Here is a 16,462-nt window from a genome sequence, read left to right as displayed (position 1 = left end):
AACACTAGGGTATTGGCGGGTGTTCGCTGCACGCAAAAAAAGGGCCGCGGGAATAGCGGCCCTTTTCAGATGTGTTGCCATTCGCCGGAATGGCTTAGTTGAAGACTGCCGAGGGGTTGTCGAGGCTGTCGGAGCCTTCGATGGCCACGCCGTCCAGCTTCAGGGCAGAGACCACGCGCTCGATCGAGCGGGTCTGGTCAATCAGCCCGTTGACGCCGCCCATCACCAGCGCCTCGCCGGCTGAGTTGCCCTGCGCCAGCATCTGGTCATAGGAGAGGCCTGCCTCAGCCGCAGTCTTAATGCGGCCTAGCGCCAGCATGGTGGTCGACAGCTTGCCGCGCATCTCGGCGTCCAGATCCGCGTCCTTGGCAGCCACCAGATCGGACAGCGACGGGCCGGAGACCAGTTCGCCATTCACCCGGACGTATTCGCCCAGATAGACGTTCTGCACGCCCAGCCCGTCGTAATAGTGGCTGTTGTGGGTGTTGTCGGAGAAGCAGTCGTGCTCTTCTTCCGGATCGTTCAGCATCAGGCCCAGGCGCATCCGCTCACCTGCCTGCTCGCCATAAGACAGCGACCCCATGCCGGTCAGCATGGCGGTGATGCCGGCGTCCTCATCCGCCAGCAGGGCGGTGCGGGCTTCGCCTTCGGCGCCCCACTGTGCGGTGATCCACTCCAGGTCGGAGATCAGCAGATCGGTCGCCGCCTGCAGGTACTCGCCGCGGCGGTCGCAGTTGCCGCCGGTGCAGGCGTCGCCCTGCGCGTAGTCGGTCCAGGGACGGTCGCCCGCACCGTGCTCGGTGCCCTTCAGGTCCTGGCCCCAGAGCAGAAATTCGATGGCGTGGTAACCGGTGGCGACGTTGGCCTCGACCCCGTCGGCTTCATGCAGGGCGCCTTCCAGCAGTTCCGGTGTGATCTTGGCGGCGTCGATCACCTTGCCGGACAGTTCAAAGCTGGGGTTGGCGATCACATTGAGCGCCGCCAGGGTGTTCTCGTCGCTCGGACCGCCATAGGAGGCGTCGACATAGTCAATCAGACCCTCGTCCAGCGGCCAGGCGTTCACCTTGCCTTCCCAGTCATCGACGATGGCATTGCCAAAGCGGAACACTTCGGACTGCTGGTATGGGACGCGCGCAGCGATCCAGGCGGCGCGGGCCGTTTCCAGGTTCTCAGCGGAGGGCTGTGCAACCAGCGCGTCGACAGCGGCTTTCAGCACCTGTGCGGTGGCCAGGCTGTCCTGGTATTTGGCCTCGGCGATATTGGCGTAGTTGGTCAGCACCGCAGCCTTGTCGGCGGCAAATGCGGTGGCGGTGCCAAAGGCGAGACCGGCGAGGGCAGTGCCCGCGAGAAAGACAGGTTTCATCAGCTAAGTCCTTGGAATTTTGTGTTCAATGAAGGGTGGCGGTGGCTGGCCGGGCGGGTTGCATGGCCGGTTGCAGCCTCATGATCTGCTGCATCAGCAGGCCGCAGTCAGAGGCAAGCTGTGCCAGCTCCGGCGCCTTGCGCGGGGTGACGATCAGCGAGGCGAGGACATAGGCGTCGTCCTGCTGGCCCTCCGCGGCGGAGGCCAGCAGGTTGGCAAAGCAGTTTTCATCAGCGCCCAGGCATTTGCAGGTCATGCCGTGGCGCACCAGCGGGCGGCGGCCGTGGGCAGCACAGAAATTGCATAAGGACCCGAAGGCCTCAAAAGCGGCCCCTGCGAGTTCCGGGCCGAAGTTCATCTCAAAATCACGGCGCATCTGCTCGCGGGTCTCATCGCCGGAGAACCAGTGGCGCAGGTAGATCACCGCGCCGGCCTCCAGCGGCGGCAGTTCCGACAGGGTGCCGACGGTCACGCCGCCGCGGGGATGGGAGGCGCCGCCGCTCATTTGGTCAGGATCAGCTTGCCGGCGCGGGTGATGCGCAGCGAGTAGATCTGGCCGTTCAGGAGGATGCGGGCCTGTGCGCCGCCGCGGGTCAGATCCTCCGCGTGGTAGGTGGGAAACACCTCGGTTGTGGCCTCAGTGGGGACAGGTTTGGAAGTAATCTGGTTCATGACTTGCGCCCATTGCTGAATTCCGCCCTGTCCAGAAGCCATTCCAGACAAAAACCGGACAATGCGCCGGACGGGGCAAAGACCTGCGGCCACAGGTGGCGCATGTCCTCGGACTCCGGTTCCTTGATCTCAGGACCGCTAAGGCGGCGCGCACTGGTCGGCATGGGGGCGATCTCGGTTGATTGAATGTCACTCGGGCTCGCCCGATCCGAGTCAGGCTGGCTGGAATGCCGTATACCTGATTTATTTACTCACCTATGTCAATCCGAGTTTTTTAGTCGGAAATAAATTTTGCAAAGCGGCAAGGGATTGGCAAATGAAAAGGCCGCCCAGGGGGCGGCCTTCGCGTTAGTCAATGTCTGATGCTTCAGGCGCGGATCCCGGAGAAGCGTTCCTGCCACTCTTCGCGCTGCTCGTCGGTGATCTTGGCGAACAGCACTTCAGGCACGGTGAAGCCATGGCCCGCGGGCAGGGCAGAGAGGGCAGCCGCCACGTCTTCCGGCCAGCTGCGGTCGTCCGAGTTCAGCGCCGCCATCAGCGTGTCCGATGCATGCGGGATGAAGGGCGCCGACAGCACTGCGTAAAGGCGGATCAGGTTCAGGCCCAGGCGCACCTGTGCTGCGGCGTGCTCCGGGTCTTCCTTGAACACCGACCAGGGCGCGGCGGACTGCAGGTATTCATTGCCGGCCACCCAGATCGCGCGCAGCTCCTGCGCCGACTTGCGGACCTCCATCGCTTCCATATGGCCCTCATAGGCGCGGATGCGGGTGGTCAGCTCGTCGATCAGCGCCTGCTCCTGCGGCCCGTATTCGCCGCCGACGGGAACCTCCTCGCCGAACTTGGAGCGGCAGAACTTGGTGATGCGGCTGACGAAGTTGCCCAGAACGTCCGCCAGGTCCTTGTTCACCGATTGCTGGAAGTTCTCCCAGTTGAATTCGGAGTCAGAGCTTTCCGGCGCGTGGGACAGCAGCCACCAGCGCCAGTAGTCGGCGGGCAGGATCTCCAGCGCCTGGTCCATGAAGACGCCGCGCCCCTGCGAGGTGGAGAACTGGCCGCCGTCATAGTTCAGGTAGTTGAAGGATTTCAAGTGGTCGACCATCTTCCACGGCTCGCCCGAGCCAAGGATAGTGGCCGGGAACGACAGGGTGTGGAACGGCACGTTGTCCTTGCCCATGAACTGGACGTATTTCACATCCTCCGCGCCCTTGTCGGTGCGCCACCAGCGCTGCCAGTCTGCGTCTGTCTTGCCATGCTTCTCGGCCCACTCGCCTGCGGCTGCAATGTACTCGATCGGCGCGTCGAACCAGACGTAGAAGACCTTGCCCTCCATGCCCGGCCAGTCGTCGGTACCATTTTTGACCGGCACGCCCCAGTCCAGGTCGCGGGTGATGCCGCGGTCCTGCAGACCGTCGCCGTCATGAAGCCATTTCTTGGCAATGGAGGTGGTCAGCACCGGCCAGTCTTTCTTGGTGTCGATCCAGGCGTCGAGCTGATCGCGCATCGCGGACTGGCGCAGGAACAGGTGCTTGGTCTCGCGCACTTCCAGGTCGGTGGAGCCGGAGATCGCGGAGCGCGGATTGATCAGGTCGGTGGGGTCCAGCTGCTTGGTGCATTCCTCGCACTGGTCGCCGCGCGCCCGTTCGTAACCGCAATTGGGGCAGGTGCCCTCGATATAGCGGTCGGGCAGGAAGCGGCCGTCGGCATTGGAGTAGACCTGCTTTTCGCTGACTTCCGAAATCAGCCCGGCTTCGGCCAGCTTGCCGGCGAAATGCTGGGTCAGCGCGTGGTTCTGCGGGCTGGAGGAACGGCCGTAATGGTCAAAAGACAGGCCGAAGCGGCGCGCGATGTCTGTCTGCACTTCGTGCATTTCGGCGCAGTATTCCGCAACCGGCTTGCCGGCTTTGGCCGCAGCCAGTTCCGCCGGAGTGCCGTGTTCATCGGTGGCGCAAAGGAACATGACTTCATGCCCGCGGCCGCGGTTGTAGCGGGCGTAAAGATCAGCAGGCAGCTGGCTGCCCACCAGGTTGCCCAGATGCTTGATCCCGTTGATGTAGGGAAGCGCCGAAGTAATCAGAATGCGTGCCATGCCATCCATCCAGGTAATGCGTCAGAGGCTCGTCTAGCCTATGCAGCGGGCGGCGGAAACCCCGCGTGCGTATTTCGCTGAAAATTGGGCAGCGGCGGCGCTACCGCCCTTCGCGCGAGCGTTTCAGCAGGCGGCCGATGGTGAAGGAGGTGCGCGGCGCATAGACATAATGCGTGCGTTCCTCCGGCACGGGGCGGGCGCGCATCCGGCTGAGGCCGAAGACGATCAGCAGCAGATGGCCGCAGGCGACATAGGCAAACAGCGCCGGCGGTCCGAAGCTGTCAATCAGGGCGGAGGAAACATAGGGCGAGGCGATGGCGCCAAGCGCGTACCAGAACATCAGCGCCGCCGACAGCTCGACCCGTTCGGCAGAGGTGGCGAAGTCGTTGGCATGGGCGGCGGAGACCGAGAAGATCGGGAAAGTGGTGAAGCCGAAGAACCCGGCGGCCAGCATCACTCCGAGAGTGCCGGTGCCGCTGGCTGCCATGGTGATGCCGCAGCTGAGGATGGCGATACCGGACAGCCAGATCAGCACCCAGCGGCGGTCGTATTTGTCGGCCAGCCAGCCCATCGGATACTGCGCCAGCGCGCCGCCCAGGACGAAAGAGGCAAGGAAGAAGGCGATCTGGCCGATCTCCAGCCCAACCTCCTGGCCATAGACCGGGCCGACCATCCGGAAGGAGGCGGAGCTGAGCGCCGAGACGATCACGCCCGCCACTGCCAGCGGCGAACAGCGCCATGCCAGCTTGGGGCGAAGCCGGGGGGCGTCGGGTGTTTCGGGCTGGCTTGCCCTGGTCAGGGTTAGCGGCAGCAGTGCCGCACAGCACACCACGGCCAGCAGGTTATACGAGATATAGACCGCAGGCGGCAGCACCGCGATGATAAGCTGCGCCGCCAGCGAAGCGCTCATGTCAGCAATCCGGTAGGTGCCCATGGCACGGCCGCGGTTTTCATTGGTGACCTTGGCGTTCAGCCAGGCCTCGATCACCGTATAGGCACCGGCCACGCAGAGGCCGGAGGCGATCCGCATCGCCGCCCAGGCATAGGGGTTCTCGGTCAGCGTGTGGCCCAGCAGGCCCATTGCCCCCAGCGCGGTGCAGACCGCAAAGGCGCGGGAATGGCCGACATTGCCCATCAGCCTCGGCGCCCACCAGCAACCGATGAAGAAGCCGAAGAAATGGGCCGAGCCGAGGAGGCCGATCTGCTCCTTGGTGAAGTTGAGCGTCAGACCTGAGATCGCATCGAGCGGGCCGACGCCCCCCGTGGACAGCTGCAGAAGGATGACGGAGAGGAACAGGGCGGCAAAGGAGACGATCAGGCGCATAACGGTCCGACCATGACAGGCTGGCGCTTCATTGCCAGCCGGTTTCCGCCACCGGCGTGTCGTATTTCTGCGGGGCGGTGCTTTTCGGCACCGGGGCCGGCGGGAGGCTCAGCTGCTGCGACGGATGCGGGCCCTGACGGCGAGGGCGATGCGGTCGGCGACGAGGTCCGTGTATCCGGTGGCGCCGAAGGCGGCGCGGCTGAGCTGGCCGGAGAGATGCACGTCCAGTTCGTGCAGGTCGTCCGGGGCGGTGCCGGGGCGGCGGTAGAGCGCCGCCTGCAGGGTGATCGGCCGGGTGGTGCCGCGCAGGGTCAGATTGCCGGTGATTTCGGCGCCGCCTGAGAGCCGCCCGTCCGGTCCGAGGCGGACGCGGGTGGAGCGAAAACGGATCTGCGGGAAGCGCGCGGCGTCCAGAACACCGGGGCTTTTCAGCGCGTCGGTCGCAAAGATCAGCCCGGTGCGGGCGCGGCGCGCGTCCAGGGTGATATCGGCCTGGCTGCGGGCCAGGTTCTGCGGGTCGATGCGGATGCGGGCGGCAGAGACGGGAACCCGGCCGTGCTGCGGCTGGCCGCTGAGCAGGAAGGTGAAGCGCACCTCGGTGGCTTCGGGGATCAGGTGGTAGGGCAGGAGAGCGGCCAGCAGTGCCTGCGGCGCCAGCAGGGCGGCACCGAGACCGGCCAGCAGGGAGCGGCGCGGCATCCGGGGTTTGCCCATGCGTGCGTTTCCTTCTGTGTTTTCTGGCCCGTGTTTTCTGTGCTGCCGGACGAGTTTAACCGGATTTGCCGCAGCGGGCGCTCACTTTTGCTTGCGCGCCTGTGAGACCGCGGAGGGCCCCCGCCAGGCGCTGGCTCCTGGCAAATTCTCTGCCTGTTGGGCCCGGTGCCGGCCCCAAAGCCGCTAGGGCAGCGCCGGCGCCGCCAGGGGAGCCTGCGGCTGCGGGAGCCTCCCGGCAGTGGGGGCAGCAGCGGCCGCGGCAGGAATGGCGCCGTCAGCGGCCGGGGCGGCCCGCAGCGGCCCGCCTGCGCAGGCCCGGGTGACCTGCCAGCTGCGGGGCGGCAGGGTGCGGGCGCGCAGGCGCTGCAATGTCCAGCAGCCTCTGCCCGCGGGGGCGCGGCCGGCCGGGCTGCTGCCGGGGCCGGGCGCATGGGCCAGGTGCCAGCGGCTTTCGATGCCCTGGGCGCCGCCGGCGCCGGGGGTCAGCAGCAGGCCCAGCGGCGCCGGGCCGAAGCGGCCGCCCCCCTCTGCCGCCAGATGCAGCCGCCGCACCGGGGTCATGGCGGGGGGCTCTGCCAGTTCCGCCACCACCAGCGGCGCGGCGCCGCTGCGCAGGGCCTCCTCCATCGCCCAGAGCAGATCCTCCGTCCGGGCGGTGCGCACAAACAGGAACCGGGCAGGGCTGGCGTATCCCGCCATCCCGTCCGGGTTCAGCGGCCTCGCGGCCTGGGCCGGGTTCAGCGCCCTGCCGGCCTGGGGCGGGGACAGCCACAGCACGGGGCCCTGGGCGGCGGCTGCCAGCCACAGCGCAAAACTGTGGCGGGCGGGGCCGCAGGCCTCATGCACGCGGGCCCGCTCCAGCGCGACCCCCTCTGTCAGGGGCAGCGCCGGACGGGGCTTGTGGCTGCGGCGGGCGAGCAGGTGAGTCGGCATGCCGTCAAACTAGCATGTTCCCTGTTTGTTCTCAACCGGGCAAAGCCGCTGGTACTGCCCTTTGCCCCCGCGCTTCGCGGCGGGCCTCAGCCCTCGCGCGGCACCACCGGGCCGCCCTGCTTGGCCCATTCGGTGAAGCCGCCCTCCAGATGCACAACCGGCTTCAGCCCCATCTCCATTGCCGACTTGGCGCTGAGCGCCGAGCGCCAGGCGCTGGCGCAGTAGAACACATAGGTCTTGTCCTGGTTGAACACCGGCTTGTGATAGGGGCTGTCCGGGTCGATCCAGAATTCCAGCATGCCGCGCGGGCAGGAAAACGCGCCGGGGATCATGCCGCTGCGCTGCAGCTCGCGGATGTCGCGCAGGTCGATGAAGACGTAACTGTCGTCCAGCACTTTCTGCTTGGCTTCCTCGACGGGCATGGTTTCGACAAGGCTGTTTGCCTCCGCCAGCAGCGCCTTGACGCCTTTGGTGATCTGTTGCGGCATTCTGTGCTCTCCCGGAGTTATACGGGAGACAGGCTGCAGAGTTTTACGCCCGGGTGCAAGCGGCCGGGTGCGGCTCAATGAACCTGGAACTGATCAAACGCTGCGACACTGCCGCCGCCGGCGAGCCAGGCATCCATCCCTCCATCCAGAAAGAAAACCTGCCGCAACCCCATATGCTGTGCGCTTTGGGCGGCCTGAGAGGCGTGCACGCCATTGCCGCAGCAGAAAACAAAAACCTTCCTGTTGGCAGGGGCGGTGCCGCTGATGGGGCTATCGGGATCGATCCACAGATCCATGAGCCCATGGGGGCAGGGAAAAGCCCCGGGAATGAGCCCGGTTCTTTTCATTTCCCACGTCATGCGCAGGTCAACAAAGACAGCGCCGCCGCGGGCATGGACCCTGCGTGCTTCTGCGGGCGACAACCGCGGCAGCGGCGCCTCTGCTTCAATGGCGGGACCACCGCCGTTTTCAAACACCGTAATCGTCATCGGCCACCTCTTGTTTCGCAATTTGCGGCAAATTTGAGTGTATCACATTTGAGACGAATCATTTTCAGGTTGTTTCCGAATGGTTAACGCCTGTCTGCCGGCAGGCCACAGCGGCTTGCACTTGCCGTGCTGCCGGCTAGGGTCGCGGGCAAATCCGGAACAGGGGAGCGCGAGATGAAAATGAACCCGTTGGGCCGCACCGGCATGATGGTGTCCGAACTGTGCCTGGGCACGATGACCTTTGGCACCCAGACGCCGGAGGACGAGGCGCATGCGCAGATCGACATGGCGCTGGCGGCGGGCGTGAACTTTGTCGATACCGCCGAGATGTACCCGGTGAACCCGGTGAGCGCGGAGACCCTGGGCAACAGCGAGCGGATCATCGGCAACTGGAACGCAAGGACCGGGCGGCGCGGCGACTACATCCTGGCGACCAAGCATTCCGGTGAGGGGATGCGCCATGTGCGCGACGGGGCGCCGATTTCGTCGAAGACCATCGCGCCCACCATCGAGGCCTCGCTGAAGCGGCTGAAGACGGATTACATCGACCTCTACCAGTTTCACTGGCCGAACCGGGGCAGCTACATGTTCCGGCAGAACTGGACCTATGACCCCTCCCGCCAGAACCGCGAGGAGACTTTGGCCAATATGGAGGACTGCCTGGAGGCGCTGCAGCGCGAGGTGGAGCGCGGCACCATCCGGGCCTTTGGCCTGTCAAACGAAAGCGCCTGGGGCACCGCACAATGGCTGCGGATCGCTGAAGAACGCGGCTGGCCGCGGGTGGCCTCGATCCAGAACGAATACTCGCTGGTGTGCCGGATGTATGACACCGACCTGGCGGAACTGAGTGTGAATGAGGACGTGGGGCTGATGGCGTTTTCGCCGCTGGGCACCGGGCTTCTGACCGGTAAATACCAGGACGGGGCGGTGCCGGAAGGCTCGCGCAAATCCATCAACCCGGAACTGGGCGGGCGCCACAGCCCGCGGGTCTATGATGCGGTGGCGGCTTATCTGGAGATTGCCAAGCGGCACGGGCTGGACCCGGTGCATATGGCGCTGGCCTGGTGCCGGACCCGGCCGTTCATGGCTGCGGCGATCTTTGGCGCCACCCACCTGCCGCAGCTGGAGCATCTGCTCAAGTCGGTGGAGCTGGAGCTGAGCCAGCAGGTGCTGGACGAGATCAATGCTGCGCACCGGGCGCATCCGATGCCGTATTGATCGCATCCGGAGCGGGAAGCTCCCGCCCGTCCTGCGGGCATTGACATGCCCTGGGCCGGTTGGGCCGGGCGCTGCTGGCGCAGCGCGGAAGATTTGGCTGAGAGGCGCTTCAGGGGTGAGGCCTGTCTCGAAAACCGTCCGGGGGACGGTTTCAGGGCCGAACGGGCGGAGCCTATGCCCTGAAGCGCCTTCGCGAGTGTATTCAAGGATTGCGCGTCAAGGGTGAACGGTGCTGCGCACCGCCGCTGCGCGGACCTTGACCCGCGGGGCCGGGCTGCCGGTCAATGCGCGGTCGGGCGGGCCTGCTCCTGGCGCAGGTCGCGGGCAGAGGTGCCGTGCGCGGTGCGGAAGGCGCGGGCAAAGCTCGACTGCGAGGTGAAGCCGGTGGCCAGTGCCACTTCCATCAGCGGCATCGCGGTATCGGTGACCAGGCGGCGGGCCTCGGCCAGGCGCAGCTGCAAGTAGTGGTCCTGCGGCGTGGTGTTGAGCTTGAGCCGGAACTGCTGCTGCAGGCTGCGCGGGCTGGTGCCGAGGGTCTCGGCAATCTGTGCCAGCGGCAGCGGCTCATCCAGCGAAGCCTCCATCAGCGCATTGGCCTTGGCCGTGAGCGCACTGTGGGCGCGGCCGCCAAGGCGGCTTTGCGGGCGCGGCAGGGCGGCGGGCCCGTCGAACAGGAACAGCCCGGCCACGCGGGAGGCGAAGCCCGCGCCGTGGCGGGCGCCGATGATGTGCAGCATCATTTCGATCGCCGGGGTGGCGCCGCCGGAGGTCAGGCGGGCGTCGGACACGGTGAAGCGGTCATTGCGGGCATCCACCTCCGGGAAACGGGCAGAGAAGTTCTCCAGGTCTTCCCAGTGGGTGGTGGCGGGATGGCCGTCCAGAAGCCCGGCCTCGGCCATCAGCCAGGGGCCGCCGTCGATGCCGGCAATTGTGGCGCCGGTGGCCGCGATGCGGCGCAGGCCTGCCAGCAGGCTGGGGGTGGCATGGCGCGCAAGCTGGAAGCCTGCGACGACGATCAGCAGCTCGCAGCCCTGCAGCCGGGCCAGCGGGAAACTGGGCACGGTGAGGCCGCTGGTCAGCATCGGCGGCTCTGCCGTCGCACTGACGTAGTCCCAGTCGAATGCCGCCCGCCCGGCCAGCCGGTTGGCGGCGCGCATCGGGTCAACCGCGGCCGCAAAGGACAGCGTGTTGCATTCGTCCAGAACCAGCACCGCCGTTTTCAGCGGCCGGTTTTCGGGCTGCAGGATGTTTTTTGCGGATTTCATCAACTTCGATTCGCCTGGTGTAAACTGTGCCGTAAAAGGCTGCGGCAGAGTCGCTGTCAGCGCAAATCAGAATCTGGGGAGGAGCCTGGGGATAACCCGAGGCAAAACCCTGTACATTGAAGGGAAAACGAAAATGCCTCTGGAAATGAACCGGGAAGTCTTCATCACCTGTGCCGTGACCGGCTCCGGCGGCACCCAGGACCGCAGCCCGCATGTGCCGCGTTCACCGAAGCAGATCGCCGACAGCGCCATCGCTGCGGCCAAGGCCGGGGCGGCTGTCGTGCACTGCCATGTGCGCGACCCGGAGACCGGCGTGCCGTCGCGGCGGCTGGATCTTTACCGCGAGGTGACCGACCGGATCCGCGACGCGGAGGTGGATGTGGTGCTGAACCTGACTGCGGGCATGGGCGGCGACATGGTGTTCGGCGACACCGAAAACCCGCTGCCGCTGAAAGAAGCGGGCACCGATATGGTGGGCGCTACCGAGCGGGTGGCGCATGTGGCGGAATGCCTGCCCGAGATCTGCACCCTCGACTGCGGCACCATGAACTTTGCCGAGGCCGATTACGTGATGACCAATACCCCCGGCATGCTGCGGGCAATGGGCCAGATGATGACCGATCTGGGCGTGAAGCCGGAGATCGAGGCCTTCGACACCGGCCATCTGTGGTTCGCCAAGCAACTGGTAAAAGAGGGGATTCTGGAGCCGAACGCGCTGGTGCAGCTGTGCATGGGGGTGCCGTGGGGCGCGCCGGATGACCTCAATACCTTCATGGCGATGGTCAACAACGTGCCGGATGACTGGACCTTCTCGGCCTTTGCGCTGGGCCGTAACCAGATGGCCTATGCCTCGGCGTCGGTGCTGGCGGGCGGCAATGTGCGGGTCGGGCTGGAAGACAATCTGTGGCTCGACAAGGGCGTGCTGGCGGAAAACTGGCAGCTGGTCGAGCGGGCCAATACCATCGTGTCGAACATGGGCGCGCGGGTGATCGGGCCGCAGGAAGTGCGCGAAAAGCTGGGCCTGACCAAACGCGCGCCGGTAGCGAAGTAAGAGACCGAAACTGGGGGTGCCCTGCGTGCACCCCCTGTACACCCCCTATGCACCGGTTAGGCAGCAACACGGCGATGCGTCTCCTCCCGATCAGTCTCTCCTTCTGTTTGGTGCTTCAGGCCTGTTTGCCTGAGGCGGAGCCTGCGGGGCCGGTGCGGGATGTGCGCGAGGAAAAGATGTGCGAGGAGCAAGGCGGGAGCTACCTGTTGCAGCATCCGCATGTTTCCTACGAATGCATCCTGCCGTTTGCCGATGCGGGAAGGTCCTGCACACGGGCTTCGGACTGCCGCGGGCAATGCATGGCTGAGACCAAAACGTGTTCGGCGCGGAATCAGCTGTTTGGAATTTGGCAAGAACTGGATGACCAGGGAAACGTCATCACGGTTGAAGGATACTAGGGTACTCAGATGACAAAGACAGCAGCAATCATCGGCGGCGGGGTTATCGGCGGCGGCTGGGCCGCGCGGTTCCTCCTGAACGGCTGGAACGTGCGGGTGTTCGACCCGGACCCTGAAGCGGAACGCAAGATCAGCGAAGTGCTGGGCAACGCGCGCCGCAGCTTGCCCGGTCTGGGCAATGTGGCGCTGCCTGCGGAAGGGCAACTGTCGTTCCATGAGACCATTGCGGAGGCCGTGGATGGCGCCGAATGGGTGCAGGAGAGCGTGCCGGAGCGGCTGGACCTGAAGCAGAAGGTCTATGCCGAACTGCAGGCCCATTGCGCGCCGGATGCGGTGATCGGCTCGTCCACCTCCGGCTTCAAGCCGTCGCAGCTGCAGGACGGGCGCGAGAACCCCGGCCAGATCGTGGTAGCGCATCCGTTCAACCCGGTTTACCTGCTGCCGCTGGCAGAGCTGGTCACGACGGAGGCCAACCCGGCCGGTGTCATCGACCGCGCCAAGGAGATCATCACCGCCATCGGCATGTATCCCCTGCACCTGAAGAAGGAAATCGACGCCCATGTGGCGGACCGGTTCCTGGAGGCGGTCTGGCGCGAGGCGCTGTGGCTGGTCAAGGACGGCATCGCCACCACCGAGGAGATCGACAACGCGATCCGCTACGGCTTTGGCATCCGCTGGGCGCAGATGGGGCTGTTCGACACCTACCGGGTGGCGGGCGGCGAGGCCGGAATGCGCCACTTCATGGCACAGTTCGGGCCTTGCCTGTCCTGGCCCTGGACCAAGCTGATGGATGTGCCGGAATTCACCGACGATCTGGTCGACCTGATCGCAGGCCAGTCGGACGCACAGTCGGGCCATCTGGACATCCGCGAGATGGAGCGGATCCGCGATGACAACCTGGTCGGCATGATGCGGGCGCTGGGCAACAACGACTGGGGTGCGGGTGCGCTGCAGAATGCCCATGACAAGGGCCGCGAGGGCGAGGCCGGGCTGGTGCGCGCGATTGAGGATCTGGAGGACCTGAGCCAGCCGGTGCTGACTCAGAGCCGCGTGGTGCCGCTGGACTGGACCGATTACAACGGCCATATGACCGAGAGCCGCTATCTGGATGCTTTTGCACAATCCACTGACCGGCTGATGATGATCATCGGCTGCGATGCGGACTATATCGCCAACGGCGGCAGCTACTTCACCGCTGAAACCCACATACGCCACATCGACGAAGTGCATGCGGGCGACCCGATCCAGGTGAAAACCCGGGTGATCATGGGCGCGGGCAAGAAGATGCACCTGTGGCACGAGATGTATTCGGGCGAGCGGCTGCTGGCGACCGGCGAGCATATGCTGCTGCATGTGGACCTTGCGACCCGCCGCTCGGCGCCGCCCGCGGCGCATATCGAGGCCAATCTGGTCAAGCTCGCTGAGGCCCATGCGGCACTGCCGGCGCCGGAGGGGCTGGGCCGTGCGATTGGAGCGCCGCGTTGAGCCGGGTTCTGATCACCGCCGGCGGTTCCGGCATCGGACGGGCGATGGCCGAGGGCTTTGCCGCCGCCGGCCATCAGGTCTGGGTCACGGATGTGAGCGCGGTGGCGCTGGCAGATGTGCCGGAGGGCTGGCGGGCCACGGCGGTGGACGCCACCGACGAGGCGGGCATGAAGGCGCTGTTTGCTGAGATCGCCGAGGTCTGGGGCGGGCTGGACGTGCTGTGCGCCAATGCAGGCATTGCCGGGCCCACCGCGCTGATCGAGGACATTGCGCTGGAGGACTGGCGCAAATGTGTGAGCGTCAACCTGGAAGGCTGCTTTCTGGCCGCGAAATACGCGGCGCCGGTGATGAAGGCTGCGAAGGCCGGGTCGATCATCGTGACCTCCTCGACCGCGGGGCAGTACGGCTATCCGAACCGGGCGCCCTATGCGTCGGCGAAATGGGCGGTCATCGGCCTGATGAAGACGCTGGCGATGGAGCTTGGCCCCTTTGGCATCCGTGCCAATGCGATCTGTCCCGGTGCTGTCGAAGGCCCGCGGATGGAAGGCGTGCTGGAGCGTGAAGCGGCGGCCAAGGGCATGACCCGGGACGAGGTCTATGCGGGATATGCCTCCGGCACCTCTATGGGCAGTTTTGTCGAAGCCCGCGACATTGCCAATATGGCGGTGTTCCTGGGATCGGACGCGGCAAGGCTGGTGTCGGGGCAGGTGATTGCCGTCGACGGCCATACGGTGAACCCGGATCCCAAGGTGTGAGGTCTGGGTGGTGGGCGGAATCGCCCACCCTACGGTTAAGTGTTCCGCCCGTCCCGCCCCCTCGGGGCGGGCGCTGCCCTTAGTGAAAGTGCTGCGTAGGGTGGACAATCTGCCCACTGGCCGGGCGTATCAGGAAATTGCCGCCCGCAGAGCCCGCAGCCGTCCCGGCAATTGCCGCGCGGTGATGTCGGCCTCGCGCACCAGATTGTCGAAGTGGCTGGTGAAGGTGGCGATCCGCTCCTTGTCGCGGAAGGCGAGGTAATGGGTGCCGGCGTAGAACACGCAAAGAAGCGGGCCGAAAATAGTGATCGGTGAGGAGTAGAGCCGCTTGGCATCGAACAGATAGATGCGCAGGCGGGGGTAGAGCTGCTCGCAGAGCCGTTCGAACTGCTGAAGCTGTTCCAGCCGGATCTCCAGCGGCAGACCTTCGTAATAGCCAACCGCATGGGCAAAGCTGTCGAGCTCATAAAGCGGCAGGGCGATTTCATAATCGGACGGCGACTGGCGCATCCAGGTCAGGCGGTCCTCCGACGCGCCAATGGCCTGGCCCGCGGTGCGGCCCAGATGGGGGGCGTATTCCCATTCCAAGAGCGCGCGGGTTTTCAGCATGTCGGGCAGCGCGGCGGGGACGTGGCGGATCTTATAGCCCTCGGCCTCCTGGTGCCAGTCGAAGATCTTTTCATCGACCAGCGCGCGCGGGGCTTCGGAGAGGGTGAGGCTGGAGGCCAGCAGCTCGGCGGCGCTTTCGGGCCGGTCGGAGAGGCTGAGGAGCCAGTCGGCGGAGACCCCCAGCGCGCCGGCGCAGGCACCGACCACATGGGCGTTGGGCAGCCGGGCGCCCTCATCCGTCAAGAGCTGCGAGATGGTGGAGCGGTCGACGCCGACGGCGCGGGCCAGGGCGCTTTGGCTGAGGCCGCTGTCGCGCAGCGCCCGGTTCAATCTTTGCCGGAACTGCTCTGCCCGCACCCGTTTGTCGATATTTTCCATCATGCGTTTAGAAATATCATGATTGATGGATTTTGTTAACTGCATTCGGAATTCTGCACAGGTGCCTGCCGCGGTAGTTTGGAAACAAGCACTTATCGAAGAATTTCAGGAGGAAAGATGGAAACGCGCAGGCGCTCCATTGTAAAGGCGGTGATTTGGAACGTTCTCGGGCTGGTCTCGATGACGCTGGTGGGGCTGATCGCTACCGGTTCGGTCAAGGCAGGCGGCATGATGGCGCTGGTCAACACCGGCATCGGCTTCACCGTATATCTGTTCTACGAGCGCGTCTGGGCAAAAATCAGCTGGGGGCGCAGCCATGTCTGAGGGGGGCCGGGACTACCTGCCGCGCGGCGTCGAATGGGGCACCCTGGCGCTGATCATTGCCTGCCACGGCGGCTGGCTGGCAGCGCTGTGGCTGCTGCCGCAGGCCGGCCTGTTGCTGACGGTTCTGGCGCTGGGCCTGATGGCGGCGCTGCATTCCTCGCTGACCCACGAGGCGCTGCACGGGCACCCGTTCCGCAGCCGCTGGCTCAACGAGGCGCTGATGTTCTTTCCGCTCAGCCTGGCAATTCCCTATGGCCGGTTCCGCGACACCCATCTGGCGCATCACGAGGATGAGGCGCTGACCGATCCCTATGACGATCCGGAGAGCAATTTCCAGGATCCGGCGGTCTGGGCCCGGCTGCCCGGCTGGCGCAAGATGCTTTTGCGGGTCAACAACACGCTGCTGGGCCGGGTGGTGCTGGGGCCGCTGATCGGGCAGCTCTGCTTCATGGCGGGCGACTGGCGGCTGGCGCGCCGGGGCGAGCCGGGCATTGTCCGCGACTGGGGGCTGCATGCCGTTGGCCTGGCGGTTGTGATCTGGGTGGTGCTGCAGTCGCCGGCGCCGCTGTGGGCGGCGGTTGCCGGGGCCTACCTGGGGCTTGGCCTGTTGAAGATCCGCACCTTTCTGGAGCACCGGGCGCATGAGACCGCCCGCGGCCGCACCGTGGTGATCGAGGACAAGGGGCCGCTGGCCTTTCTGTTCCTCAACAACAACCTGCATATCGTGCATCACATGCATCCGGGCGTGCCCTGGTATGCGCTGCCGCGGCTGTACCAGACGCGCCGGGCGGAGTTCCTGGCCGCCAATGACGGGTATTTCTACCGCAACTACCTGCAGATTTTCCGCAACTACCTGCTGCGCGCCAAGGACCCGGTGCCGCATCCGCTCTGGCAGCAGGGGGAATAAACCC

At 65.7% G+C, this 16,462-nt stretch carries 17 protein-coding genes; 6 read left to right on the top strand and 11 right to left on the bottom strand.

Translation table 11 applies throughout. The features are described from left to right. Positions 1-94: 94 nt before the first annotated feature. From AB1A62_RS01600 to AB1A62_RS01560, 9 genes are all read right to left on the bottom strand, one after another. Positions 95-1,363 carry an imelysin family protein gene (locus AB1A62_RS01600; protein ID WP_366659427.1) on the bottom strand — a complete coding sequence of 423 codons (1,269 nt, stop codon included), beginning with the start codon at positions 1,361-1,363 and terminating at the stop codon, positions 95-97. 25 nt (positions 1,364-1,388) lie between these two features. Then, positions 1,389-1,868: a hypothetical protein gene (locus AB1A62_RS01595; RefSeq protein WP_366659426.1), complete on the bottom strand. Its 480-nt coding sequence runs from the start codon at positions 1,866-1,868 to the stop codon at positions 1,389-1,391. Further along, positions 1,865-2,035 carry a hemin uptake protein HemP gene (locus tag AB1A62_RS01590; RefSeq protein ID WP_366659425.1) on the bottom strand — a complete coding sequence of 57 codons (171 nt, stop codon included), beginning with the start codon at positions 2,033-2,035 and terminating at the stop codon, positions 1,865-1,867. Before AB1A62_RS01590 ends, AB1A62_RS01595 begins: the two co-directional genes overlap by 4 nt. 367 nt (positions 2,036-2,402) lie before the next feature. Beyond that, positions 2,403-4,121, bottom strand: coding sequence for a methionine--tRNA ligase (gene metG / locus AB1A62_RS01585; RefSeq protein ID WP_366659424.1), 1,719 nt, complete (start codon positions 4,119-4,121; stop codon positions 2,403-2,405). A 100-nt stretch (positions 4,122-4,221) separates the two neighbouring features. Continuing rightward, positions 4,222-5,445: an MFS transporter gene (locus tag AB1A62_RS01580; protein ID WP_366659423.1), complete on the bottom strand. Its 1,224-nt coding sequence runs from the start codon at positions 5,443-5,445 to the stop codon at positions 4,222-4,224. 108 nt (positions 5,446-5,553) lie between these two features. Continuing rightward, on the bottom strand, positions 5,554-6,159 hold the full coding sequence (locus AB1A62_RS01575; RefSeq protein ID WP_366659421.1) for a YceI family protein: 606 nt from the start codon (positions 6,157-6,159) through the stop codon (positions 5,554-5,556). Positions 6,160-6,342: 183 nt separating this feature from the next. Next, complete coding sequence (locus AB1A62_RS01570) at positions 6,343-7,092, bottom strand: hypothetical protein (RefSeq protein ID WP_366659420.1); 750 nt, start codon at positions 7,090-7,092, stop codon at positions 6,343-6,345. Positions 7,093-7,178: 86 nt separating this feature from the next. Then, complete coding sequence (locus AB1A62_RS01565) at positions 7,179-7,580, bottom strand: rhodanese-like domain-containing protein (protein ID WP_366659418.1); 402 nt, start codon at positions 7,578-7,580, stop codon at positions 7,179-7,181. 74 nt (positions 7,581-7,654) lie between these two features. After that, on the bottom strand, positions 7,655-8,068 hold the full coding sequence (locus tag AB1A62_RS01560; protein ID WP_366659417.1) for a rhodanese-like domain-containing protein: 414 nt from the start codon (positions 8,066-8,068) through the stop codon (positions 7,655-7,657). A 174-nt stretch (positions 8,069-8,242) separates the two neighbouring features. Here AB1A62_RS01560 and AB1A62_RS01555 point away from each other — a divergent pair, with 174 nt between their 5' ends. Next, positions 8,243-9,286, top strand: a complete 1,044-nt coding sequence (locus tag AB1A62_RS01555) for an aldo/keto reductase (RefSeq protein WP_366659416.1) — start codon at positions 8,243-8,245, stop codon at positions 9,284-9,286. A 281-nt stretch (positions 9,287-9,567) separates the two neighbouring features. Here AB1A62_RS01555 and AB1A62_RS01550 read toward each other — a convergent pair whose 3' ends face one another. Beyond that, entirely contained in the window at positions 9,568-10,551 is a 984-nt protein-coding gene (locus AB1A62_RS01550) for a GlxA family transcriptional regulator (protein ID WP_366659414.1), read from the bottom strand. Positions 10,552-10,684: 133 nt separating this feature from the next. Between AB1A62_RS01550 and AB1A62_RS01545 the strand changes: the two genes are divergently transcribed. The 3 genes from AB1A62_RS01545 (at position 10,685) to AB1A62_RS01535 (ending at position 14,240) form a co-directional block, all read left to right on the top strand. Next, positions 10,685-11,602 (top strand): 3-keto-5-aminohexanoate cleavage protein, encoded by a 918-nt coding sequence (locus AB1A62_RS01545; protein ID WP_366659412.1) that lies wholly within the window; start codon positions 10,685-10,687, stop codon positions 11,600-11,602. A 407-nt stretch (positions 11,603-12,009) separates the two neighbouring features. Further along, positions 12,010-13,485 (top strand): carnitine 3-dehydrogenase, encoded by a 1,476-nt coding sequence (locus tag AB1A62_RS01540; protein ID WP_366659411.1) that lies wholly within the window; start codon positions 12,010-12,012, stop codon positions 13,483-13,485. Beyond that, the gene (locus AB1A62_RS01535) at positions 13,482-14,240 is read left to right on the top strand and encodes an SDR family oxidoreductase (protein ID WP_174148283.1); all 759 of its coding nucleotides are present in this window, start codon (positions 13,482-13,484) and stop codon (positions 14,238-14,240) included. The genes AB1A62_RS01540 and AB1A62_RS01535 overlap by 4 nt, the downstream gene beginning before the upstream one ends. Before the next feature lie 129 nt (positions 14,241-14,369). Here AB1A62_RS01535 and AB1A62_RS01530 read toward each other — a convergent pair whose 3' ends face one another. Further along, a complete protein-coding gene (locus AB1A62_RS01530) occupies positions 14,370-15,230 on the bottom strand; it encodes a helix-turn-helix transcriptional regulator (protein WP_366659408.1) in 861 nt (286 codons plus the stop codon). Positions 15,231-15,344: 114 nt separating this feature from the next. On the opposite strand from AB1A62_RS01530, the gene AB1A62_RS01525 reads away from it, so the two are divergent. Together AB1A62_RS01525 and AB1A62_RS01520 are read left to right on the top strand one after the other, a co-directional pair. After that, positions 15,345-15,551, top strand: a complete 207-nt coding sequence (locus AB1A62_RS01525) for a DUF2061 domain-containing protein (RefSeq protein WP_174148285.1) — start codon at positions 15,345-15,347, stop codon at positions 15,549-15,551. Then, positions 15,544-16,458, top strand: coding sequence for a fatty acid desaturase (locus AB1A62_RS01520; RefSeq protein WP_366659407.1), 915 nt, complete (start codon positions 15,544-15,546; stop codon positions 16,456-16,458). Before AB1A62_RS01525 ends, AB1A62_RS01520 begins: the two co-directional genes overlap by 8 nt. Positions 16,459-16,462 lie beyond the last annotated feature (4 nt).

This window comes from Leisingera sp. JC11 (assembly GCF_040704725.1).
GTDB lineage: Bacteria > Pseudomonadota > Alphaproteobacteria > Rhodobacterales > Rhodobacteraceae > Leisingera.
This window is presented reverse-complemented; position numbering and strand designations above follow the sequence as displayed.

Bases quoted from the DNA above. Each gene is read 5' to 3' on its own strand.
- AB1A62_RS01600 (WP_366659427.1), bottom strand. From the start codon at position 1,363: ATGAAACCTGTCTTTCTCGCGGGCACTGCCCTCGCCGGTCTCGCCTTT.
- AB1A62_RS01530 (WP_366659408.1), bottom strand. From the start codon at position 15,230: ATGATGGAAAATATCGACAAACGGGTGCGGGCAGAGCAGTTCCGGCAA.
- AB1A62_RS01520 (WP_366659407.1), top strand. From the start codon at position 15,544: ATGTCTGAGGGGGGCCGGGACTACCTGCCGCGCGGCGTCGAATGGGGC.
- metG (WP_366659424.1), bottom strand. From the start codon at position 4,121: ATGGCACGCATTCTGATTACTTCGGCGCTTCCCTACATCAACGGGATC.
- AB1A62_RS01575 (WP_366659421.1), bottom strand. From the start codon at position 6,159: ATGGGCAAACCCCGGATGCCGCGCCGCTCCCTGCTGGCCGGTCTCGGT.
- AB1A62_RS01545 (WP_366659412.1), top strand. From the start codon at position 10,685: ATGCCTCTGGAAATGAACCGGGAAGTCTTCATCACCTGTGCCGTGACC.
- AB1A62_RS01540 (WP_366659411.1), top strand. From the start codon at position 12,010: ATGACAAAGACAGCAGCAATCATCGGCGGCGGGGTTATCGGCGGCGGC.
- AB1A62_RS01595 (WP_366659426.1), bottom strand. From the start codon at position 1,868: ATGAGCGGCGGCGCCTCCCATCCCCGCGGCGGCGTGACCGTCGGCACC.
- AB1A62_RS01565 (WP_366659418.1), bottom strand. From the start codon at position 7,580: ATGCCGCAACAGATCACCAAAGGCGTCAAGGCGCTGCTGGCGGAGGCA.
- AB1A62_RS01525 (WP_174148285.1), top strand. From the start codon at position 15,345: ATGGAAACGCGCAGGCGCTCCATTGTAAAGGCGGTGATTTGGAACGTT.
- AB1A62_RS01570 (WP_366659420.1), bottom strand. From the start codon at position 7,092: ATGCCGACTCACCTGCTCGCCCGCCGCAGCCACAAGCCCCGTCCGGCG.
- AB1A62_RS01580 (WP_366659423.1), bottom strand. From the start codon at position 5,445: ATGCGCCTGATCGTCTCCTTTGCCGCCCTGTTCCTCTCCGTCATCCTT.
- AB1A62_RS01590 (WP_366659425.1), bottom strand. From the start codon at position 2,035: ATGAACCAGATTACTTCCAAACCTGTCCCCACTGAGGCCACAACCGAG.
- AB1A62_RS01555 (WP_366659416.1), top strand. From the start codon at position 8,243: ATGAAAATGAACCCGTTGGGCCGCACCGGCATGATGGTGTCCGAACTG.
- AB1A62_RS01550 (WP_366659414.1), bottom strand. From the start codon at position 10,551: ATGAAATCCGCAAAAAACATCCTGCAGCCCGAAAACCGGCCGCTGAAA.
- AB1A62_RS01560 (WP_366659417.1), bottom strand. From the start codon at position 8,068: ATGACGATTACGGTGTTTGAAAACGGCGGTGGTCCCGCCATTGAAGCA.